Genomic DNA, 21,856 nt, shown 5'->3' with positions numbered 1-21,856 from the left:
CGCTTCAGCCCTTGAGCGCGCCCGACATGAAGCCCCGTACGTAGTGCCGTTGCAGCAGCAGGAAGAGCAGGAGGCAGGGGACGGCGAGGACCACCACACCGGCCTCGGTGGCGCCGTAGTCGACGGCACCCATGCTCTGCTGCCGCAGGTTCGCGACGGCCAGCGGCAGGGGTGCCTTCTCGCTGTCCGAGATGAGGATCAGGGGCGCGATGAAGTCGTTCCAGGCGGCGAGGAAGGCGAAGAGTCCCACGGTGATCAGCCCCGGTCGCACCGCCGGGAGGAGGATGCGGCGCAGCGCGCCCGCCGTGCCGCAGCCGTCGACGAGCGCCGACTCCTCCAGTTCTCGCGGCACCGCCTCGAAGGAGATCCGCATCATGAAGGTGGCGAACGGCAGTTGGAACATGGCCAGGACGAGACTCAGCCCGATCAGCGAGTTCTGCAGGTGAAGCCTGCCGAGCAGGACGTAGAGCGGGATGAGGAGCGTGGCGTACGGGACCATGAGGATGGCCAGCGTCAGCAGGAACAGCAGGTTCTTGCCCGGGAAGTCGAAGCGGGCGAAGGCGTAGCCGCCGAGCAGTGACACCCCGAGGGTCAGGGCGACGGTGAGCGCGGAGACGAGGGTGCTGTTGAGGAGGTACCGCCACAGGCCGGCGTCGTAGTCGAGCAGTGTGCGGTAGTTGCCGAGGCCGTAGCCGGACTCCTGCGCGGTGCCGGGCTGGGCGCTGACCGAGGCCCAGGCGTTCCACAGCAGGGGGAAGAGGAAGATGACGGCCAGACCTCCGGCGACGACGTAGTACGGCGTCCGGCCGAGGGCGCGCGTGAGCACCGTGGAGTCCCTTCGTAAAGCGGTGGAGGTCATGACTCGTCGTCGCGGCGCAGGCCGCGGAACTGCAGGGCGTTGAGCAGAAGCAGCGCCCCCAGCACGAGGATCGACAGGGCCGCCGCGGTGCCGAGGTTCAGCTTCTGGAACGCCTCGCGGTAGATCAACTGCACGACGGTGACGGTGCTGTTGTCCGGTCCGCCCTTGGTGAGGACGAAGAACTGGTCGAACGCGAGCAGGGATCCGGTCACGCAGAGCAGCAGGGACAGGGCGAGCGACGGCCGCAGCAGGGGCAGTGTGATGGAGCGGAAGATCTGGGCCCGGCTCGCGCCGTCCATGCGTGCCGCCTCGTACACCTCGTGGGGGATGCGCTGGAGGCCCACGAGGAGGATCAGCATGTAGAAGCCGGCGAACTTCCAGACGACGAGGAACACCGTCGACAGCAGGGCGGACGTCGGCGTGCCGAGGAAGGACACCGGGTCGTCGACGAGCCCGAGTTTCTCCAGGATGCTGCTGAGGGGGCCGGTGGTGGGGCTGTACAGGCCCCAGAACAGCAGGGAGGCGGAGGCCAGTCCCAGGGCGCCGGGCAGGAAGTAGACCGTGCGGAAGAAGCCGGCGCCGGGGCGGGACTCCTGCACCAGCAGGGCCAGCAGGAGCGCCAGACCGAGGAGGACGACGGTGACGATGACGGTGTAGAGGAGGGTGAAGCGCACGGCCGGCCAGAACAGCGGGCTGTCGGTGATGTCGGTGTAGTTCTCGGGGGCGTTGCCGCCCTGGTCGCCCGCGAGCAGCGGCCAGTCGCTGAGCGACATCTGCCCGACGAGCAGCAGGGGCAGCAGGAAGAAGACGGCGACGAACAGGGCCGTGGGGGCCGCGTAGCCGAGCCCCTGGACCTTGCGGGACCGCCACCATGCCGCGGAGGTACGGGGGCGGTCTGCCGGGCGTCGCGGTGGGGCCCGGTGCTCGGCGGCCGCTCGGTCGGGCGCCTTCACCTGCATGGCTCTCCTCTGCCGTGTGACGTGGGAGGGGTCGTGCCTGGGACAGGTCGTACGGGTGCCGGGTGCCGGTTGGCGGGTACCGGTTGTCGGGTGCCGCTCAGTCGGCGAGTGAGGCGCTGACCGCCTTGTTGTCCTTCTCCACCGACGCCCCGTCCCCGAAGACGGCGTCGCGCATCAGGCTCAGCCAGGGCCCGTTGGGGTCGTTGAAGGTCTGCCCGAACTTCAGCGCGTACGGGGTACGGCCGTCCGCCACGAGCTGGTTGATGGCGACCAGGCGCGGGTCCGCGTCCGAGTACTTGTTGGACGCCAGGTCGGTACGCGCCACCACGTCCTTGTGGGCGGCGACCACGTCGACCTGTGCCTCGTCGCCCAGTGACCAGGCGAGGAAGTTCCAGGCCTGGTCGGCCTTCTTGCTGGTGGCGGAGATGCCGACGGCGTCACCGCCGACGAAGGTGGACTTGCCGCCGTCGGGTCCGGGGATGGGGGCGACGCCGAGGTCGAGGTCCTTGGGCATCAGGCCCAGGGTGGTCGACGGCATGGGCATCACGCCGACCTTGCCCTTGGGGAAGACGCCGGTCCAGGTCGCGCCCGTCTCGTCGCGGGCGCCGGGGGCCACGATGTCGTCCTTCACCCAGCCGCGGTAGGTGTCGTAGACCTTCTTCGCGGTGTCGGAGTCGAGCTTCGCCTCGGTGCCCTCCTCGTTCAGCACCTCCTGGCCCGCGGCCCAGATCGACGGCCACCAGGTGAAGACGCCGCAGCCGCCGCAGTTGCCGCCGAAGAAGGTGCCGCTGACGTCCCCGCCGAGCGCGTCCACGGCCCGGGCCTGCTGGTCCCATTCGGCCAGGGTGGTGGGCGGCTTCGCGGGGTCGAGCTTGGCCTTCCGGTAGAGCTCCTTGTTGTAGAAGAGCACCGAGAGGTCGAGGGTGTGCGGCACGACGTACTTCTTGCCCTCGTACGTACCGGCCTTGATGTGCGACTGGGCCAGCTTGTCGGCGAAGGGCAGGGCGTCGACGCGTGCGGTGAGGTCGGCGAAGAGCCGGCTGGAGGTGTAGTTCGGGACGAACACCACGTCGGAGGCGAAGAGGTCGGGGAGGTCGCGGGAACCGGCGGCGGCACCGACCTTGGCCTGGTAGTCGTCGGTGGGGATGACGGTGAGGTCGATCTTGTTCTTGTGGTGGGCGTTGTACGCCTTGACCAGGGCCTCGCTCTGGGGTCTGGTCGCGGCCCGCGTCCACATCGTCAACTCGCTGCCGTCGTCGACACCCTTCGCGTCCGCCGCTGCACCCCCTCCCCCGCCGCCCGAACCGTCCTCCCCCGACCCGCATGCCGTGACGAGGCTCGCGGCGGCGAGCAACGCGACGGCACCGGTGAGGAGTCGGCGTATCTGTCCACGTGGTGCGGTCGTGCTGCGCATGACGATCCCCCTCGACAGAAATGAACCGAAAAGGCTTTCTGAAAACTAGGACTCACCTCACTGCCCGTCAATCCCCTTGCACAGACCGTCTTCGCGAGTCTCGCCGAAACCGGCGAAAACGCACTCGCCGCACCGGGACCGAAACTTCTCGCGTACGGTTTTAGGGGTCCTTGCACTATGAGCGCCCGATCAGGTCGCGTGGTCTGGTGCCGTGCATCGCAAGGCGCCGGAGAGCCCTTGATGGGGGTCCCCCCGCTCGAGCGAAGCCGAGAGTGGGGGAGGAGCTACCAGGGCTTTTCGGCAACGCGGCGAGGTGCGGTGCCAGGCCGCGCGACCCGGGCGGGCATAGTGCAAGGACCCCTTAGGCACGCGGCGCGAGACAGGAGACCCCTCATGCCCCAGGCCACCGGCCCCTCTCGTTCGCATCCCGCCACGCTCGGCGACGTCGCCCGGCTGGCGGGCGTGTCCATCGCCACCGCGTCCAAGGCCCTCAACGGCCGCAGCCAGGTGCGCGCCGAGACCCGGCAGCGGGTCATCGAGGCGGCCGAGCGGCTGTCGTTCCGGCCCAACCAGCTGGCCCGCGGCCTGCTCGCCGGGCGCACCGGCACGGTCGGTCTGCTCACCAGCGACCTGGAGGGCCGCTTCAGCATCCCGATCCTCATGGGCGCCGAGGACGCCTTCGGCGCGGGTGAGGTCGCGGTCTTCCTGTGCGACGCCCGTGGCGACGCGATCCGCGAGCAGCACCACGTCCGCGCGCTGCTCGGGCGCCGGGTCGACGGTCTCATCGTGGTGGGCAGCCGGACCGACCCGCGGCCGTCGCTGGGCCGGGAGCTGCCCGTCCCGGTCGTCTACGCGTACGCGCCGTCGGACGATCCGGCCGACCTGTCCATCGTCCCCGACAACGTCGACGCCGGCCGGATCGCGGTGGAGCACCTGCTCGCCTGCGGCCGTACCCGGATCGCGCACATCACCGGCGACCCCGGGTACCTCGCGGCACGGGAACGGGCCGAGGGAGCCAGGGCCGCGCTCGCCGACGCCGGTCACGCCCTGGTCGGCGAACCTCGGTTCGGGGCCTGGTCGGAGGGCTGGGGGCGGGCGGCCACCGCGCTGCTGCTCGACCGGCACCCCGACGTGGACGCCGTGCTGTGCGGCAGCGACCAGATCGCCCGCGGCGTCATGGACGTGCTGCGCGAGCGCGGCCACAGCGTGCCGGAGGAGGTGGCCGTCATGGGCTTCGACAACTGGCAGGTGCTGACGTCCTCCTCCCGCCCGCCGCTGACCAGTGTCGACATGAACCTGGAACAGGTCGGACGCGCGGCCGCGCACGCGTTGTTCACCGCGATCTCGGGGGCGCGCCGCTCAGGGATCGAGGCGCTGCCCTGCCGCGTGGTGATCCGGGGGTCGACAGCGCCGCTGTCCTGAACGCCACGGTTCGCCAAAACGGGCCCCACCCATCCCTCTTGACACTTCCTCAGCTCGCTCCTACGTTGCGAAAACCTTTTAGGTCGTTTCCGTGCTCTTCGGTTCATGAACGTCGGCGCCATCGCGAGCAAACGCTTGTTGTCAACTGGACAGGGAGCCCCGATGAGAAGACCGCACGCCCTCCTGGTACGACGCCGACGCACGAGGTGTCTCCTCGTCGCGCTGGTGCTCAGCGTCTGTTCCGTCGTCACCGCGACCCCGGCCGCGGCGGCGCAGACCATCGGGTTCCCCACCTTCAGCGGACCCGCGATCCCGGCACCGCCCGTCGCCCACACGACGGGCGACATGATGAAGGCCATCTACGACGCGGAGAGTTCGGGCACCGACTTCTGGATGGACCGCCTGCTGGCCCGCTCCGGCAACGACCCGGCAGGACCCTGGCTGATGAGCCGTGGGCGGGCCGTCTTCATGAAGGAGCACGACCCCTCCAAGCTCGGGTTCGGCGGCAAGGTCGCCTACTGGGAAAGCATCAACGACAACAGCGCCTACACGGTCGCGATCAGCCCGGGCACCTTCACGGAGCAGGTCTCCCAGCGGTGGCAGGCGCCCAGCCACTGGAAGAGCGTCCACACCAGCGGCTCGATCACCGTCAACCAGACGAAGTTCGTCACCGAGAACAACGTCGCGGTGACCAACCTGTCGATCAAGAACAACGGCTCGAGCTCCACCACACTGCAGTTGCGGGCGACCTCCCCGTACGCCACCACGGGCACCGGCAGTGAGCTCACCGGACAGGTCGACGCCAAGAACAACCTCACCACCATCCGCCCCCGCCTCACCGGCGACGGTTTCACCGTCTCCAGCGGTGGGCTGGGCCGCTCCGTGACGATCGCGGCCGGAGCCACGGTGACCACCAAGGTGGTCATGGGCTTCGTCACCGACGAGATCCCCGACTCGCTCACCGAGTACAACGCCTACGCGGGCTACTCCCCCGCGACCGCGTTCGCCACCCACGTCAAGGCCTACAACCTGTGGTGGGCGCAGAACGTGCCCTACATCGACGTGCCCGAGGCCGCGATCAAGAAGAACATCTACTACCGCTGGTGGCTGATGCGCTTCAACAACCTCGACGCCGACATCCCCGGGCAGACCTTCCAGTTCCCGACCTCGACCGAGGGCGTCCTGGGCTACAACAACGCGATCGCGCTCACCCAGCCCATGCACATCGACGACCTCAAGTACCTGCGCAACCCGTCCTACGCCTACGGGGACTGGCTCAGCGTCGGCCAGACCTCCAAGGGCGGCCGCTTCCTGGACAACCCGGGTGACCCGGAGAACTGGTCCAACAGCTACACCCAGTACATCGCCGAGGCGGCCTGGAAGAGCTACCAGATCCACGGCGGCCAGCCGGCCATCGCCGGCAACCTCGCGAAGTACGCCGAAGGTGACGTCAAGGGCCAACTCGCTTACTACGACCACGACAACAACAAGCTGATCGAGTACGACTGGGGCGCCCTGACGGGCAACGACGCCGACGCGGTCTCCTTCCACTGGAAGCCCGGCAACATGGACCGCGCCGAGTCCGCCTACCAGTACAGCGGCGCGCTCGCCGCCGCGCAGGCCTACGAAGCGATCGGCAACACCGCCAAGGCCACCGAGATGCGCACGCTCGCGAACCAGATCAAGGACGCGATCGTCAACGTGCTGTGGAATCCGAACCGGCAGCTGTTCGAGCACCGGCTGAAGTCGACCAACGAGTGGGTGCCCTGGAAGGAGATCAACAACTACTACCCGTTCTCGGTCGGCGCCGTCCCCAACACCGCGACCTACAAGCAGGCGCTGCGCCTGTACGACGACCCGGCCCAGTACCCCGTCTTCCCCTTCTACACGGCCAACCAGGTCGACAAGAAGGCGGCGGCCGACGCCGGGAACCCGGGCTCCAACAACTTCTCCACCATCAACTCCACCGTCCAGTTCCGGCTCTACTCCTCGGTGCTGCGCAATTATCCCAACTCCTGGATGAGCGCGACCGACTACAAGAAGCTGCTCTACTGGAACACCTGGGCGCAGTACGTCGGCGGCAACACCCAGTGGCCCGACGCCAACGAGTTCTGGGCCGACTGGAACGGCAGTTCGATCGACTACCGCTCCTGGATCCACCACAACATCCTCGGCAGCAGCAACTGGACCGTCATCGAGGACGTGGCCGGGCTGCGGCCGCGCAACGACGCGAAGGTCGAGCTCTCCCCGATCAACATCGGCTGGGACCACTTCACCGTCAACAACCTCCGCTACCGGGGCGCCGACCTGTCCATCGTCTGGGACGACCCGGCCGACGGCGTGGTGCGCTATCCCGGCGTCCCGGAGGGCTACTCGATCTACGTCAACGGCAACCGGGTCGCCACCGTCAACTCGCTCGTGCCCCTCACCTGGGACCCGGCCACCGGCGACGTCACCACGAGCGGCACGGTCACCCACCACACGGCCGTCCCCGGTCTCAAGGCCCCCAACCAGGTCGTGCAGGACAGCCCCCGGCTGGTCGACATGTTCGCCAAGGCGGGCGTGGACCTCACCGCCGACCTGACCAACCTCGCCTCGGGCGCGACGGTGTCCGCCTCCCACACCGGCTCCGGCAGCAACACCGCGGGAGCGGTCGACGGGTATCCCACCAACGAGCCGTTCTGGGGCGCCGGCGGCTCGGCCAACAGCCAGGACTGGTACGAGCTGAACCTCGGCACCGCCCGCACGCTCAACGAGGTGCGCCTGTACTTCAAGGACAGCCGCCCGGCGAGCACCACCTACCGGGCCCCGTCCGCGTACACCATCCAGTACTACAACGGCAGTTCCTGGGTGAACGTACCCGGCCAGACCAAGAGCCCGGCCACGCCACGGGCCAACTACAACCTGGTGCAGTTCCCGGCGGTCAATGCCCAACGTGTCCGGGTCCTGGCGACCAACGCCTCCGGGGCCAGGACGGGCCTGACCGAGGTGAAGGTCTTCAACCGCGGTGGCGTCCAGCCACCGTCCAACCTGGCGACGTCCGCGACGGCGTCCGCGTCGTACACCTCCTCCTGGGAGAGCGTCACCGCGGTCAACGACGGGATCGACCCGCCCTCTTCGAACGACACCGTGAACCCTCGCTGGGGCACCTGGCCGGAGTCCGGGCAGCAGTGGGCCGAGCTGACCTGGCCGTCGGCGAAGACCGTCGACAAGGCCGAGGTGTACTTCTTCGACGACGACCAGGGCATCGACATGCCCGCCTCGTGGAAGATCCAGTACTGGAACGGCAGTGCCTACGTCGACGTTCCTGGTGCGAGCGGCTACCCCCTGGCCAAGAACCAGTACAACACCGTCACGTTCACCGCGACGAACACCACGCGACTACGTGTACAGCTCACCAGTAACGGCACCAACTCCGTCGGCCTCCTGGAAGCAAAGGTGTACGGCCCGTGACCCGTTCCAGATGTCTGTCCGCGCTCATAGGCGTACTCACCATGGTGGTCGCCTTCCTGGTCGCGCCTCCACCCGCTGCCGCAGCCGTCACGTTCACCTCGACCGGGGTGAACCAGAACGGCGGCAACTGCCTCGACCTGCCGAACAGTTCGTCGACGAACGGAACGCAGCTGCGCGCGTTCACGTGCGGTTCCGGAGCGAACCAGAACCTCGGCTTCACTCCCGTCTCGGGGACGAGCGACACCTACACGATCACCACCCAGTCCGGTCAGTGCGTCGACGTCTACGGCGCGTCCACCGCGGACAACGCGGCGATCATCCAGTGGCCCTGCCACGGCGAAACGAACCAGCAGTGGCGGCTCACGCCGGTGTCGGTGAGCGGCACCGACAAGACCTTCAACCTGGTCTCCGTCAGCTCCGGCAAGTGCATCACCCCCAGCGGCGGTTCGTCGGCCTCCAACACCAACCTGGTGCAGCTGCCGTGCGCTTCCGCGAACGGCAGGGTGTGGCGGCTGCCCGGCTTCACGGGCGGCGGTACGGGCACGAAGACCTTCACCAACCCGCTCGCCCAGCGCGGGCCCGACCCCTGGCTGACGTACTACAACGGGTACTACTACCTCGCCACCACGACGTGGAACTCGACGGTCACCATGCGCAAGTCCCCCACCCTGGCGGGGCTCGCCACGGCCAACGAACAGGTGGTCTTCAACCTGACCCGGCCCAACGGGGCCGGCACGATGTGGGCCCCGGAGTTCCACCTGCTCGACGGCCCGAACGGGAAGCGGTGGTACTTCTACTACACGGCCGGGCGGGAGCCGTACGACCTGGGTACCCAGCGCATCCACGTACTCGAGAGCGCGGGCCTCGACCCGATGGGGCCCTACACCTTCAAGGCCGACCTGCTCGACCCGACCCAGGACAACACCTGGGAGCTGGACCCGGGCATCCTCCAGCTCAACGGCCAGCTCTACCTGCTCGGCACCTTCTACAACGGCTCGCAGCCGATGTTCATCCGGCCGCTGTCCAACCCGTGGACCGCCGGCGGCACCCGGCGGGTGCTGTCCACCCCGACCTACAGTTGGGAGACGGTCGGCGGCGCGGTCAACGAGGGCGCCGAGGTGCTTCAGCGGAACGGCAAGACGTTCATCGTCTACTCCGCGAGCCACTGCTCCACGCCCGACTACAAGCTGGGCATGCTCACCTACAACGGCGGTGACCCGCTCAACTCCTCCTCGTGGGTCAAGTCGCCGAACCCGGTCTTCCAGCGGTCCAACGCCAACGGTGTGTACGGGCCCGGCCACAACGGCTTCTTCAAGTCGCCCGACGGCACCGAGGACTGGATGGTCTACCACGCCAACAACTCCGCGAGCGGCGGCTGTGACATGAACCGTTCCACCCGAGCGCAGAAGTTCACCTGGAACGCCGACGGCACGCCGAACTTCGGTACGCCGGTGGCCCTGGGCGTCACGCTGCCCGCCCCGTCGGGGGAGTAGCCGACCCCGTCATCAGCGGGGCATCCTGTGGGATGCCCCGCTGATGCGCGTCGCCCTACCTCAGTCCTGCGAGGAACGGTGCGAGGGTGCGGGTCAGGGTGTTGTGCGCCGGGGCGGCGAACAGCGGGTCGAGGTGGTTCATGCCGTTGTCCGTCTCGTACGTCCCGTACGGGATACGGGAGTTGGCGACGACCTCACGTGCCGCCGACACGATCGTCCCCTTGGCGTAGCTCGTCTGGAAGGCGTAGAGCGGGGTGTCCAGGTCCGCGGTGTGGAACAGCCGCAGACCGAGCGAGCGGGCCAGGCCGGTGTCCGCGTAGGGGTCGGTGACGTCGAGGTCCACCGACAGCCGGGCCGGCCAGTACCACTCCCAGACGGTCGGTTCCGGGCCCGCGTACGCCGTCGCGACGCGGCTGACGGGTGTGATGCCGGTGTCGATCCACCCGCGTACGTCACCGCTGTCGGCGAGGTGTCCCGAGTGCACGCTGATGTCGTTCGGCCAGCCGAACCCGGTGTCCACCAGGGTGCCCAGCAGTCCGGCGTTGGTGACGGGGACGGGCGGTCGCAGCGCGTCGGGCATGCGGGGCTGCAGGACCGAGCGCCCCTGCGGGTCGGTGTGCGCGTACCAGCCCGCGAGTTGGTACCAGATCTGGGTGCTCTCCGCCCGGGAGCCCAGCCCGACGGCGCTGAGGGTCAGGTCGAAGACCGCTCCCCCGTCGATGGCCGCCAGCCGCTCCCGCACCTCCTCCGGTGCGTTGTGTATCGGCTGCCCCGTCCCGTCGAACGCCCCGCGTACGCCACCGTCGACGAGTACGAGGCCCGCGAGGTCCCGGTGTCCGGGGTGGCCGTCGAAGTCCCAGGCGGCGTACGCCATCGTGGTGGTGGCGCCCCAGGAGTGGCCGCCGAGCACCACCCGGCGCCGGCCGCCGCGGGAGGCTGCGTCCACGACCGTGCGCAGGTCCGCCACGGTGCGGGCGAGGCCCCAGCGCGCGGCGAAGGCGGAGTCGGCGGGGTCGTGCGAGCGGTAGTGGCCGTCGAGGTAGTACGCGGCCGGGTCGGCGGTGGTGAATCCGGCGCGGTCGGCCAGGTTCTCCTCGCGCCGGTCGAACGCCCACACCTGCACTCCGGGCACGGCCCGGACGAGGTCCCGGGCGAGCAGCCGGAAGTCGTTCGCGGCGCCGAACATGCCGGGCACCAGCACCAGGACCGTGTGCGCCGTGTCGGGGCCGACCTTGAGCACGTGCACCCGGTCCGTCCCGGCCGGGCCGCCCCCGGCGCCCACGGCCAACGGGACGTACGGCTCGCGGTCCGCCCCCGGGTCCCGTCGCCCGGCGCCGGAAGCCGGACCGGTCACGGCGGACGTCAGGGCGAGCCCGCCGACGATCCCGCCGAGCACCGCTCTGCGGGACGGCCCTCCCGTCATGAGGCGCACCCGCCCACGCGCTTGCCGCTCAGCGCCACGTCGTCCATGCGGACGTCGTACGAGGAGGGGGTGGGGTCGGCCTGGTACAGCTGCCATCCCAGCTTGAGCCTGTCGAAGCGCGGGAAGACGAAGTCGTCGGCCGTGCCGCCGTGTTGCTTCGTGGAGACCGTCAGGTCGGACTGCTCCGCGCCGTTCAGATAGACGGTGACGCGGTTGTCGGTGGCGTCGAGGTGGAACTCGACGCAACTCCATGTCCCGGCCGTGGCGGGGGCGGAGGTCTTCCATGCGGTCCAGTCGCCCGTGGGGCCCAGGTCGGAGCCGACGCCCCAGAAGTTGCCCCGGTCGGTGGGAGCGTACTGGCCGCCCAGCGGACGTACCAGCGTGGGGGTGCCGGAGCCGGAGGCCTCCGCGATGGTCCAGTGCGCCCAGTCGGGGGCCTTGGGGAACCGGTCCACGCGCAGCCGCAGCCGGGCCCAGAAACTGTTGCCGGCGGGGGCGAGGTCGGAGAGGACGAGGAAGGCGCGGCCGTTGCCTTCCGTGTGCAGGCGCAGCTCGCGGCCGTGGCCTGTGGTGCTGCGTTCGACGGTCAGCGAACCGTTGGAGGTGTCGGTGGTCCAGCCGCGCCCCGCGGTGACGGGCCCGAGGGGCAGGCGGTCGAAGTTCTCCCGGACGAAGGCTCCGTGCGGGGCTCCGTGCGAGGTTCCCTGCGGGGCGGGGGCGGCAGAGGCGGTGGGGGGTATCGCAAGCAGCGTGGCCGCCGCAGCTAACGCGGCGGCGAGCTTCCTCATGCGTGTCATGGGGCCAGTCTGCAACATTGAAAGCTCAAGCAACATAGGCGACTTGAGTCTCAGAGGTCACAGCGACGGTCGGCTTGCGGATCAGCAGCAGCGCCGCGTCGTCGTGCAGTCGCCCGCCCACGTGCGCCAGCAACTCGTCGTGGAGACCGGTGAGGGTGCGCGCCGGCTCGTCGGACACATGGCGGGCCAGCCCTTCCACGAGCGGATAGAACGCGCGGTCGCGGTCGCGGGCCTCGATGACCCCGTCGGTGTAGAGCAGCAGCTGGTCGCCGTCGGCGAAGGGCAGCACCTGGAGGCTGGGGGTCTGGTCCGTGAGGGCGCGCAGCCCGAGGGGAGGTGCCGGATGCGTGGGCTCGACCCCCTCGACCGTGCCGGTCGCGCGGACCAGCAGCGGAGGCGCGTGGCCGCAGTTGACCACCTCCAGCTGCCCGTCGCGGGGATACCCGGCGACCACGGCGGTCACGAAGTCGTCGCCCCCGAGGTTGCGCGCCAGGCTCCGCTCGATGCGGTCGACGACGGCGAGCAGGTCGGGCTCGTCGTAGGCGGCCTCGCGGAAGACACCGAGCACGAGCGCGGCGGTCCCGACGGCCGGCAGGCCCTTGCCGCGCACATCGCCGACGATCAGCCGCACCCCGTACGGGGTGGGTATCAGCGCGTAGAGATCCCCGCCGATCCGGGCCTCGGCCGCCGCGGCGCTGTAGCGGACGGCCACCTGGAACGGTCCGACGGTCGCGGGCACGGGCTTGAGCAGGGCGTGCTGGGCGGTCTCCGCGACCGAGCGGACGGCGGCGAGGACGCGTTCCCGGCGCCGGCGCAACATGCCGGCCAGGCCACTGGCCAGGGTGACGGCCACCAGGGCGGACAGGACGGCCACCAGCTCGCGGCCCGGAGCCCCGTCCCGGATGCCGAGGGCCGCGCCCAGCAGCGAGGCGAGGAGACCGACGCAGAGGACACCGCGGGGCCCGTTGGTGGTGGCGGCCAGCGCGGGGCCGGCCGCGAGCAGCGGCAGCCAGATCAGCCCCGCTCCGCCGACGAGGTCGACCAGCACGACGACGGAGACGATCAGTACGGGCAACACGGGCAGGACGGGCATGCCGACGGACAGCGGGGCGACGGCGCGCCTGCGGGCCGACGCCACGGGACGGGCCACTCGATTACGGAACAGTCGCATCGGCCAGGGGCCGCCACCATGGTCTCGGGCCTGACTCATGTCTCGTCCGCTGTCCTCACCGGTAGGGGGCACTCACCCGGAATGTCCGTTTCACCCAGGAAACGGGTTCAGCCGGGGTCGTCACAAGGAGCGGGATTTCAGATAGTGAGCGACAGGCCCCGGGTCACACGGCTCGCGGTCGGCAGCAGCCGCCCCCGGATCTCCTCCAGCCGGGCCAGCCGGTCCGCCGGGAGCGAGACACCGAGCGAGCCGAGCGTGTCCCCGCTGTAGACGGGCACGGCGACGCAGACCGTACCGAGGGAGTACTCCTCCAGGTCCGTGACGGCCGGGGCCACGGGTGAGGTGTCGAGCCGCCGGATCAGTTCCGGTTGGCTGGTGATCGTCCGAGGAGTGAGATCGGCGAGCTGGTGCCGGGAGAGGTAGTCCTTGCGGGCCTCGTCGTCCAGCTCGCGCAGCACGGACTTGCCCAGCGCGGTGGCGTGCCCGGCATCCTCGAATCCCACCCACAGGTCGACGCGGGGCGCCCGGGGACCGTCGACGATCTCGGCGACCCGGATCTCGCCGTCCTCGTAGAACGTGAGGTAGGCGGCGGTGGCGAGCTCGTCCCGCAGCGCGGCGAGCGTGGGCCGGACCCGGCTGAGCAGCGCCTGCCCACGGCCCGTGGTGTGCAGCGCCTGGATCTTGTCCCCCAGGACGAACCCGCCGTCGGCCAGCTTCCGCACGTATCCGTCGTGGACCAGCGTCCGCAGCAGGTGGTACGCGGTGGCCAGGGGCAGCCCCGTCTCCCGCGCCAGCTGTTTCGCCGGCGCGCCGTTCTCGTGCGCGCCCACCGCCTCCAGCAGCCGGAACGCCCGCTGCACGGAGGTGATCAGCGTAGGCCCGTCGTGCCCAGCCATACGACCAGCGTGCCCCGGCCGCCCGGCCCAGGCAAGGCGCGGTCCGTCGCGAGGACCCCTGACATCACCCCGCGTCTGTGAGCTGTGCAACGCCCTCTCCCGGTGGTGTTTACGTCCGCCGCAAGTGGTGAGGCGGCCGGGATGCCGGACAGCCTCACCCCAGCAGCGACTCCCGCCGGACATTTATCGGTCGACGACGCGGCGACGCGCAGAACAACCACCGGGCCCGGGCGGCCCAAGCAGCGTGACGCGTTCTTCGACAACGCCAAGTACCTGGCCATCGTGCTGGTGGCCATGGGGCACGCCTGGGAGCCACTGCGTTCCGGCAGCCGCAGCGTCACCGCGCTCTACACCGTCGTCTACGCCTTCCACATGCCGGCGTTCATCGTCATCTCCGGCTACTTCTCGCGCGGCTTCGACGCGAGCCCGCGGAAGATCATGCGTCTGGTCACCGGGGTCGTCGTCCCGTACGTCGTGTTCGAGACGGCGTACTCCCTCTACACCCGGTGGGCCGAGCACGTACCGGACCGCCAGGTCAGTCTGCTGGATCCCCTGTACCTGACGTGGTTCCTGGCGGCGCTGTTCATCTGGCGGCTGACCACCCCGCTCTGGCAGAGCCTGCGGTGGCCGCTGCCGTTCGCCCTCGGCATCGCGATGCTGGCGACGCTGTCGCCGTCCATCGGCGGCGACCTCGACCTGCGGCGGACGCTGCAGTTCCTGCCCTACTTCATCCTGGGCCTGTGCCTGCGGCCGGAGCACTTCCGGCTGGTACGCCGCCGTGAGGTGCGCGTCCTGGCCGTACCGGTCTTCGCTTGTGCGCTCGCCGCGGCGTACTGGGCGGTCCCGCGGTTCGACTACGCCTGGTTCTTCCACCGCGACAGTGCCGTGGAGCTGGGCGCGCCCGCCTGGTACGGGCCCATGATGACGCTGGCCGTCTTCGGCTTCTCCCTGACTCTGGTGGCCTGCTTCCTGGCCTGGGTGCCCGGGCGCCACACGTGGTTCACCGTGCTGGGGGCCGGCACGCTCTACGGGTACCTGCTGCACGGCTTCGTCGCCGTCAGCGCCAACCGCTGGCACTGGTACGGGCCCGCCTGGATCCACGGCCCGCTCGGCGAGATCACCGTGACGCTCGTCGCGGCCGCAGTCGTGACCGCACTGTGCACACCGCCGGTCCGGCGAGCCCTCCGCTTCGCGGTGGAGCCGAGGCTCGACCGGGCGTTCCGACGCCCCCCGGCCGAACCGGCTCGCGCGGCGTCGGCCGAACCGTGAGTGCCGGGACACGACCGGGCCGCCTCGAGCGGGGGCGCGCGCGAGACGGCCCGGCGATCGGGCGATGACCTGGGCCAAGACCCAAGTACGAGTAAAGGACAGGCAAAAGCAGCTGGTCAAGTGACCAACATGCGCCAAGCTGCAGCAGTTTTCAGACGTGGCGATCAAACCGACGGGCCCCGGATCACACGATCCGGGGCCCGTGGGGCAGAAGCAGGCCGTCGTCAGCCGGCGGCAGCGTGGATGCTGCCGCCCGCCACGAGCCCGTCGGTCGAGCCGACCGCCAGGAGGTCGGCGCAGACGTCGCCGAGCGGCGTCTCGAGGTTCAGGCCACCGGCGCCACCGGCAACAAGGCCGCCGGAGACGGCGTCAAGGGCGGCGTCGGACATCTCGGCTGTCTCGACCTGAGGGGCAAAGTTCATGGCGAGCGGTTCCCTTCGGATAAGCACTTCTGAATGGCAGAGTTCGCCAGATTCCCGCACGGGAATCGTCCCGGCGACGTGAGCCACGCGCTGGATCAAAGCATGCTGACGAAGGGACGGCCAGCCGCCCGGCGCTGGACCGGCATGTATCGCAAAGGCCGACTTCACCGGTGTGACAGCGCGATGACCGAACACACCGACTCCTTCACACGGCCCGCCACGCCATTGCACGCCCGGCTGTTGTCGCCGCCTTCCAAATCGCCCCGTCATGAACACTGTTCGAGTTCCGCGCGCCCTGCCCGTGAACGGTGTGCAGGTTTGCTGGATATTCCATATGTGCCCGAAATCCCGGACGTTCTGGGGGCGTGTAACGTGGCGGCGCCTCATGTCGCGGACTCACAACGAAGGATCAGCCCCATGACACCCCAGACGAGCGGAATCGACCGTCTGCCCATCTACGACAGTCTGGTGCGCGAGCAAGGCGACGTCGTGTCAGAAGTGCGTGAGGTGGCCGAACAGATGCTGCTCCAGGCGGCGCAGGCGCTGCGGGGACATCACGGGCTTCAGCCGCGCGTGACGACACCGGACGCGTAAGCCCCACCTTCTTCGTCACCCCCTCCCCGAGCAGCAGCTCGGCCGCACCTCGGCGGCGCTTATGCAGTGACCTGAGTCACAGCAAGCCCTTCCCCGTGATGTTCGTCGGTCGGAGTGCGCTGGACAGCTCGGGCCATCTTGTAACGGGTGTGCCTCCTGTGCATTCGTCTGTCGGCCTGGTCGGACTGATCGGACTGGCCGGCCTTCTGTGGGGGTGGATTCGTCGTGAGTCGTCGTGCGTCGCGCGCGTACAGACCGCTGGGCCTGAAGCGACGGGCGTGGTTCACGCTCGGCGCGGTGATCCTGGGCGGCGGGGGTGTGGTGACGTACGCCGTGGCCTCCCCCTCGGGCGACCCGGGTGCCGGAGGCCGGGCCAAGCGGCCGGTGAAGGTCCACGCCGTCGCGCTGAAGGGCACCGGGGGCGACAGGCGGGAACTGCCACGTACGGACACCGAGCAGTTCTCGCTGCTCGGCGTCTCCTGGACGGGCGCCACCAAGAAGCTGGACGGTACGGCGCAGGTGCGCACCCGCAGCCGTGCGACCGGCGACTGGAGCGCCTGGCAGGACCTGGAGCTGGACGTCGACCCGCTGGACGACCCGGGCCCCGGTGTGCGCGGCGCGTCCGAGCCGCTGTGGGTCGGCTCCTCCGACGGCGTCCAGGTGCAGGTCGTCCGCAAGAACGGCACCGCCGGTCCGTTGCCGAAGGGCCTGGAGGTCAATCTCGTCGACCCGGGCGTGGTGACCGACGCCGAGGCCGAGGCGGGCGCCGACGGCACCGAGCCGGCCGCGTACGTCGCCGACGAGAGCCCCGGCACCACGACCGCCGCACCCTCCGACTCCGCCGGTCCGACCGACGGCACCACGGCCACGCCGACGGACAACGGCACCGCCACCCCGACGGACAGCCCCACGGCCACCGCGACCGACGCCGAGACCACCTCCTCCGCCTCCCCCACCCCGAGCGACATCTCACCGACGGCCACCCCCACCGACTCGGCCTCCGCGTCCCCCTCGACGAGCACGTCCGCGAGCCCCTCACCCACCACGCCGACCGCACCGCCGTCCACCGTGCCCGAACCGCCGATCACCTCGCGCGCGGGCTGGGGCGCCGACGAGTCACTGAGCCCCGACCCGTCGGAGTACAACGCGGACGTCAAGGCCGTGTTCGTCCACCACACCGACGGAAGCAACGACGAATCCTGCGCCACCTCCGCGTCGATCGTGCGGGGCATCTACGCGTACCACGTGCAGGTCAACGGCTGGAACGACATCGGCTACAACTTCCTGGTCGACAAGTGCGGCACCATCTTCGAGGGCCGCAAGGGCGGCGTCGACCTGCCGGTGCTCGGCGCCCACACCTACGGCTGGAACCGCGAGTCGACGGGCATCGCGGTACTCGGTGACTACACCTCCACCGGTGCCTCCAACGCCGCCCTGGCCTCCGTCGCCCGCATCGCGGCCTGGAAGCTCGGCCAGTACGGCGGCGACCCCGCCGGGACGGTCCAGCTCACCGCGGGCGCCACACAGACGAACTACTTCGGCACCGCTTTCACCGCGGGCGGCAAGTACACCTTCCAGCGGATCTCCGGACACCGTGACGGCTTCAACACCGAGTGCCCCGGCAGCTCCCTCTACGCCCAGCTGCCGACCATCCGCGCCTGGGCGGCCGGGCCTGTGCAGGGCCTGAAGGTCACCTCGGTCGCCGGCGCGGCCCTCTCCGGCTCGACGTACTACACCAAGGGCGCCGTCACGCTCCACTGGACGACCACGACGCCGGCCTCGCTCATCTCCGGCTTCCAGCTGCTGGTCGACGGCAAGACCGTCGCCACCGCCTCCGGCACGGCCACCTCCGTCGGCACGACCCTGGCGCTGGGCGGCCACACCGTCGCCGTACGGGCCGTGCACCAGTCCGGCAGGACGACGACCACGGCCGCGCTGAACGTCGTGGCGGAGACGACCGCACCCACCTTCACCACGGCGCCGATACTCTCCCTGCGCACCGGCACCGTCAACACCAGCGCCGTCCCGGTCACGCTCGGCTGGAAGGCCACCGACGACAAGGCCCTGAGCGACGTGCGGCTGCTGGCGCCCACCACCGCCACCTTCGGCCCGACCACCACCAGCTCCAGCCGCACCGCCAAGTCCGGCACCGCCACGACCTGGTCGATGCGGGCCTACGACTACGCGGGCAACTACCGCACGTCCTCCCCCTCCTACACGCCGGTGATCCTTCAGGAGACCTCGGCGACCAAGGCGGGCAGCTGGAGCAGCCGTTCCTCGTCCAGCTACCTCGGCGGCGCGTCCTACTCCAGCGGTTCGAAGGGCGCCGCTCTCACCTGGACGTTCACCGGTCGCTCCGCGGCCTGGGTGGTCTCCCGGGCCTCCACCTCAGGGCAGGCGTACGTGTACGTCGACGGCGTCAAGGTCAGCACGGTCGACCTGAAGTCCGCCACGACCCTGTACCGGCAGGCGATCTGGACCAGGACCTGGTCCGGCAGCGCCAAGCACACCGTCAAGATCGTCGTGGTCGGCACGAGTGGCCGCCCGACCATCACCACCGACGGCCTCGTCTACATCAAGTAGGCAAAGAGCACGCCGTGCGGGCGGAATGCCCGTCCGCACGGCAGGCGGTGGCCGTCACGACGCGCTCGGCGCCGGGTTCACGCCTCCCAGTTGCTGAACGGTCCCGCCGAGCTTGGACCGGAGCCCGCCCAGCTGCTCCGGTTTCGCGGCGACGACCCAGCGCGTGCCGACGAGATAGGTGCCCCCGTAGATGCTGGCGCTGTCCAGCCAGGTGTCCTTGTACTTCTCCTCGGGGAAGGTCGTGATGATGTAGTCGGCCTTCTTCGCGTGGCACACGCCCTCCCGCAACTCGTCCGCATCGATGCGGATCTTGGCCGTGCAGCCGATGAGTCCGGCGATCACCTCCACCTTCGCCGGGGCCACCACACCGGCCGCGGGGGCGGCGGACACCTCCGTCGGCTCACTGTCCGCCGACGCGTCGTCATTGCTTCCGCTGCAGGCCGTGGCCAGGGGAAGAAGGGCCAGACTCGCTGTCAGGGCGACGCCGCGCGCCAGTTGCTTGAACACGTGCCTCTCCGTATCCGGGCGTTCCTGCCCGCGTCGGCGGCCAGGTGTACGACAGGAGATACGGGTGAACGCCCGCGCCTGCTCAGACGTATTCGAACTCGCTGGGGCATCGCGGTGGAATGGCCCGTGGGGGATTCCATGGCGAGCATGTGCGGATCGTGTAGTCGTCGGCCGCGAATTGACGGCGTATAAGCCTCTGAATGCCGATTCGGCCCTCCGTGACGCTTCAAGCAACCTTGCAGCAATATCGGTCATGCAGTAATTACGTGAATCATGAACTTGTTCACCCGCGCTGCGTCCCTGCGCCGCTCGGCACCCCCCGCCGCTCCACAACACCCCGCCGATCCCTCGGCGTTCGCCTCATCCGGCCGGCCCGACCCCTCCCTTGCCGCGCTGTCCGGAGCATGGATGATCGACCCCGCCCACAGCCGGATCGGCTTCTCCGTCCGGCATGCCATGGTGACGACCGTGCGTGGGGCTTTCACGGAATACGAGAGCCGTCTCCACTTCGACGGCCTCGACCCCGCGCGCTCGCGGGCCGAGATCGTGCTGTCCACCGCCAGCGTCGACACCGGTGTGGAACAACGCGACGCCCATCTGGTCCACCGTGACTTCCTGGACGCCGCGTCCTATCCGCGGATGCGGTTCAGCAGTACCGCGGTGCAGCTCGCGAGCCCCGAGGTGTACCGCATGACGGGCGACCTCACCATCAAGGACCGGACCCGTCCCGTCGTCCTGGAGCTCACCTACATAGGACAGGTCACCGACCCGTTCGGCTACGAACGGGTCGGCTTCGACGGCACCACCACCATCAACCGTTCCGAGTGGGGCCTGACGTACAACGCCCGGCTGGCCGAGGGCGGCGCCATGGTGAGTGAGAAGGTGCGCCTCCAGTTCGACATCGCCGCGATCCGCGCCGATCCCGCGCAGAGCGCACTCTGACCGAGGTGGGGCAGGCCCCGGTGACGCCCGCCCCACCAGCCATCAGGAGCCGCTCGGGGACCGGCGGCTCCTGAGCCACCAGGCCAGGCCGCCCAGGGCGAGTACGCCGACGGCGATACCGACGGGGACGGCGGGGGACATGCCGTCGTCGTCCTCGGTGCTGTCCGCCGCCTTCGCCGAGGTCTCCGGGGTCGGTGACTCGCCCGTCGGCGTCGGCGTCGGCGTCGGCTCGGCGGAGGCCGTGGCGGTGGGGGTGGGACTGACCACCTTGGCCCCGGGGGCGGCGGCCTTCAGCGCGAGGCGCGGGGCGGGGTGGCCGTGGCCGTCGTCGTCGCCGCCGCTGTCGTCCAGTTCGATCCAGCGGTCGACCTCTCCGTCGCTGTAGCTCTGGAGGGTCTTGAAGACCAGTGACTTGGCGTCGGGCAACTGCCGTACGGTGACGACGTACTCGGCGTCCTCCCCCACGGCGAGCTTCGCCCCCGAGACGGTGTAGCCCCGGTCGGTGGGGGCGAGCTTCCACCCCTTGGGGCCCTCCTTGTAGGTGATGTCGCCCGGGGTGATGCCCTCGGGCAGGATCACCTCCAGCTTCGTGATGCCGGCGGAAGCGGACTCCGACTCGGCGGTGAAGGTCAGCGCGACGTTCTGGGCGAGGGCGCGGGCGCCTTCGGCCTCGACCTCCGTATGGGCGGAGGCCGGTCCGGCGGTCGCGACGGCGGCGGCGAGCGCGACCGCCGTGAGGACGCCGAGGCGGCTTGCCGCGTGCGCCAGGTTGGTGCGGGACACTTCGGACTCCTGAGGGGTACGGGGCCAGACCCCGGGTCGCTCGACAGCGGCCCGGGAGAACAGCTGCGGTTCGCTCAGGAAGTCGGAACGCCGGGAAGGAAAGTTCCCGATGCGGCCAGGTGATCCGCGTCACAGGTATTGCCGACGATCCCGCGCCGGACCACCGCCCGGCCCTCAGCCCCCGCACTCCGTGATGTCGTCCTCGCAGTCCTGCACGTCCTCGGGGGCGACGGTGTTGAGTCGCCAGAGGACGAGACCGTCGGTGTCCCGCTTCGCCGGTGCGATCGTGGCGGTGAAGGGGGCACCGGCGGGGATGTTGAACTGGTCGGCCTCACGGTCGCCGCACTCCACGTCCCACTCGCTCTCCGCGTCACCCCGCGTGAGGGTGAGCGCGAGGGTGTGCGGCGCCGCGGCCTGACAGGCGATGTCGAAGGTGTAGGGCCTGTCGCCCTTCGCCTTGAACGTCCTGTCCAGCCCTTGCGCCAGAGCGGCCATGCCCGAGTCCTCTCGGGAGGCCCCCTCGGGTTCGACGGCGTTCAGCGCGCGCGTGGCGCGCTCCATCGCGTCTTCCTCGTCCGCCTTCCCCTCCCAGGTGGAGGGCTGCGACACGGACGGGGTGCCCCCGTCCTGCGCCTCCTTCGGCTCGCGCGTCTGCTCCGTGCAGCCGGCGGTCAGGGCCGCGAGGGTGAGGACGACGGCGAGAGTGTGCCGTGCGCGCATGTGGCTCCAGTCGTGTGTGCGGACGTGGGGGGGGGGGGGGGGGGGGGGGGGGGGGGCGGGGGGGGCGCGGGGGGGGGGGGCCGGGGGGGGGCGGGGGGGCGGGCGCGGGGGGGGGGCGGGGGGCGGGGGGGGGCGGGCGGGGGCCGCCG

At 70.1% G+C, this 21,856-nt stretch carries 18 protein-coding genes; 7 read left to right on the top strand and 11 right to left on the bottom strand.

Annotated features, from left to right (window positions below; genetic code table 11):
* Positions 1 to 4 precede the first annotated feature (4 nt).
* The 3 genes from ACFYWX_RS30610 to ACFYWX_RS30600 form a co-directional block, all read right to left on the bottom strand.
* Positions 5 to 826 (bottom strand): carbohydrate ABC transporter permease, encoded by an 822-nt coding sequence (locus ACFYWX_RS30610; RefSeq protein ID WP_389427556.1) that lies wholly within the window; start codon positions 824 to 826, stop codon positions 5 to 7.
* 29 nt (positions 827 to 855) lie between these two features.
* The gene (locus ACFYWX_RS30605; protein WP_389427554.1) at positions 856 to 1,818 is read right to left on the bottom strand and encodes a carbohydrate ABC transporter permease; all 963 of its coding nucleotides are present in this window, start codon (positions 1,816 to 1,818) and stop codon (positions 856 to 858) included.
* Positions 1,819 to 1,915: 97 nt separating this feature from the next.
* Positions 1,916 to 3,232: an ABC transporter substrate-binding protein gene (locus ACFYWX_RS30600; RefSeq protein WP_389427552.1), complete on the bottom strand. Its 1,317-nt coding sequence runs from the start codon at positions 3,230 to 3,232 to the stop codon at positions 1,916 to 1,918.
* 393 nt (positions 3,233 to 3,625) lie between these two features.
* Here ACFYWX_RS30600 and ACFYWX_RS30595 point away from each other — a divergent pair, with 393 nt between their 5' ends.
* From ACFYWX_RS30595 to ACFYWX_RS30585, 3 genes are all read left to right on the top strand, one after another.
* Positions 3,626 to 4,654, top strand: a complete 1,029-nt coding sequence (locus tag ACFYWX_RS30595; RefSeq protein WP_389427550.1) for a LacI family DNA-binding transcriptional regulator — start codon at positions 3,626 to 3,628, stop codon at positions 4,652 to 4,654.
* Positions 4,655 to 4,816: 162 nt separating this feature from the next.
* Positions 4,817 to 8,107 carry a discoidin domain-containing protein gene (locus ACFYWX_RS30590; RefSeq protein WP_389427548.1) on the top strand — a complete coding sequence of 1,097 codons (3,291 nt, stop codon included), beginning with the start codon at positions 4,817 to 4,819 and terminating at the stop codon, positions 8,105 to 8,107.
* Positions 8,104 to 9,600, top strand: coding sequence for a family 43 glycosylhydrolase (locus ACFYWX_RS30585; RefSeq protein ID WP_389427546.1), 1,497 nt, complete (start codon positions 8,104 to 8,106; stop codon positions 9,598 to 9,600). The genes ACFYWX_RS30590 and ACFYWX_RS30585 overlap by 4 nt, the downstream gene beginning before the upstream one ends.
* A 55-nt stretch (positions 9,601 to 9,655) precedes the next feature.
* Here the strand turns inward: ACFYWX_RS30585 and ACFYWX_RS30580 are convergent, their stop codons facing one another.
* The 4 genes from ACFYWX_RS30580 to ACFYWX_RS30565 all read right to left on the bottom strand — a co-directional run bounded on the left by ACFYWX_RS30580 (position 9,656) and on the right by ACFYWX_RS30565 (position 13,887).
* The gene (locus ACFYWX_RS30580; RefSeq protein WP_389427544.1) at positions 9,656 to 11,023 is read right to left on the bottom strand and encodes an alpha/beta hydrolase; all 1,368 of its coding nucleotides are present in this window, start codon (positions 11,021 to 11,023) and stop codon (positions 9,656 to 9,658) included.
* A complete protein-coding gene (locus ACFYWX_RS30575) occupies positions 11,020 to 11,820 on the bottom strand; it encodes a hypothetical protein (protein WP_389427542.1) in 801 nt (266 codons plus the stop codon). The genes ACFYWX_RS30580 and ACFYWX_RS30575 overlap by 4 nt, the downstream gene beginning before the upstream one ends.
* Before the next feature lie 25 nt (positions 11,821 to 11,845).
* Positions 11,846 to 13,030, bottom strand: coding sequence for a PP2C family protein-serine/threonine phosphatase (locus tag ACFYWX_RS30570; RefSeq protein WP_389427541.1), 1,185 nt, complete (start codon positions 13,028 to 13,030; stop codon positions 11,846 to 11,848).
* Between the two features lie 98 nt (positions 13,031 to 13,128).
* Entirely contained in the window at positions 13,129 to 13,887 is a 759-nt protein-coding gene (locus tag ACFYWX_RS30565; RefSeq protein WP_389427540.1) for an IclR family transcriptional regulator, read from the bottom strand.
* 141 nt (positions 13,888 to 14,028) lie between these two features.
* On the opposite strand from ACFYWX_RS30565, the gene ACFYWX_RS30560 reads away from it, so the two are divergent.
* Positions 14,029 to 15,156, top strand: a complete 1,128-nt coding sequence (locus tag ACFYWX_RS30560; RefSeq protein ID WP_389427539.1) for an acyltransferase family protein — start codon at positions 14,029 to 14,031, stop codon at positions 15,154 to 15,156.
* Between the two features lie 224 nt (positions 15,157 to 15,380).
* Here the strand turns inward: ACFYWX_RS30560 and ACFYWX_RS30555 are convergent, their stop codons facing one another.
* Positions 15,381 to 15,578, bottom strand: a complete 198-nt coding sequence (locus ACFYWX_RS30555; protein ID WP_389427538.1) for a hypothetical protein — start codon at positions 15,576 to 15,578, stop codon at positions 15,381 to 15,383.
* A gap of 417 nt (positions 15,579 to 15,995) precedes the next feature.
* Between ACFYWX_RS30555 and ACFYWX_RS30550 the strand changes: the two genes are divergently transcribed.
* Together ACFYWX_RS30550 and ACFYWX_RS30545 are read left to right on the top strand one after the other, a co-directional pair.
* Positions 15,996 to 16,172, top strand: coding sequence for a hypothetical protein (locus ACFYWX_RS30550; protein ID WP_389427537.1), 177 nt, complete (start codon positions 15,996 to 15,998; stop codon positions 16,170 to 16,172).
* Between the two features lie 264 nt (positions 16,173 to 16,436).
* Positions 16,437 to 18,755 (top strand): N-acetylmuramoyl-L-alanine amidase, encoded by a 2,319-nt coding sequence (locus ACFYWX_RS30545; protein ID WP_389427806.1) that lies wholly within the window; start codon positions 16,437 to 16,439, stop codon positions 18,753 to 18,755.
* A 54-nt stretch (positions 18,756 to 18,809) separates the two neighbouring features.
* On the opposite strand, the gene ACFYWX_RS30540 is transcribed toward ACFYWX_RS30545, so the two are convergent.
* Entirely contained in the window at positions 18,810 to 19,262 is a 453-nt protein-coding gene (locus ACFYWX_RS30540) for a hypothetical protein (protein WP_389427535.1), read from the bottom strand.
* A gap of 273 nt (positions 19,263 to 19,535) precedes the next feature.
* Between ACFYWX_RS30540 and ACFYWX_RS30535 the strand changes: the two genes are divergently transcribed.
* The gene (locus ACFYWX_RS30535; RefSeq protein WP_389427533.1) at positions 19,536 to 20,204 is read left to right on the top strand and encodes a YceI family protein; all 669 of its coding nucleotides are present in this window, start codon (positions 19,536 to 19,538) and stop codon (positions 20,202 to 20,204) included.
* 42 nt (positions 20,205 to 20,246) lie between these two features.
* On the opposite strand, the gene ACFYWX_RS30530 is transcribed toward ACFYWX_RS30535, so the two are convergent.
* Both ACFYWX_RS30530 and ACFYWX_RS30525 read right to left on the bottom strand, forming a co-directional pair.
* Positions 20,247 to 20,987: a DUF1775 domain-containing protein gene (locus tag ACFYWX_RS30530; RefSeq protein ID WP_389427531.1), complete on the bottom strand. Its 741-nt coding sequence runs from the start codon at positions 20,985 to 20,987 to the stop codon at positions 20,247 to 20,249.
* 174 nt (positions 20,988 to 21,161) lie between these two features.
* Positions 21,162 to 21,707 (bottom strand): hypothetical protein, encoded by a 546-nt coding sequence (locus ACFYWX_RS30525; protein WP_389427529.1) that lies wholly within the window; start codon positions 21,705 to 21,707, stop codon positions 21,162 to 21,164.
* Positions 21,708 to 21,856: the final 149 nt, after the last annotated feature.

This window comes from Streptomyces sp. NPDC002888, assembly GCF_042888465.1.
Classification (GTDB): domain Bacteria; phylum Actinomycetota; class Actinomycetes; order Streptomycetales; family Streptomycetaceae; genus Streptomyces.
This window is presented reverse-complemented; position numbering and strand designations above follow the sequence as displayed.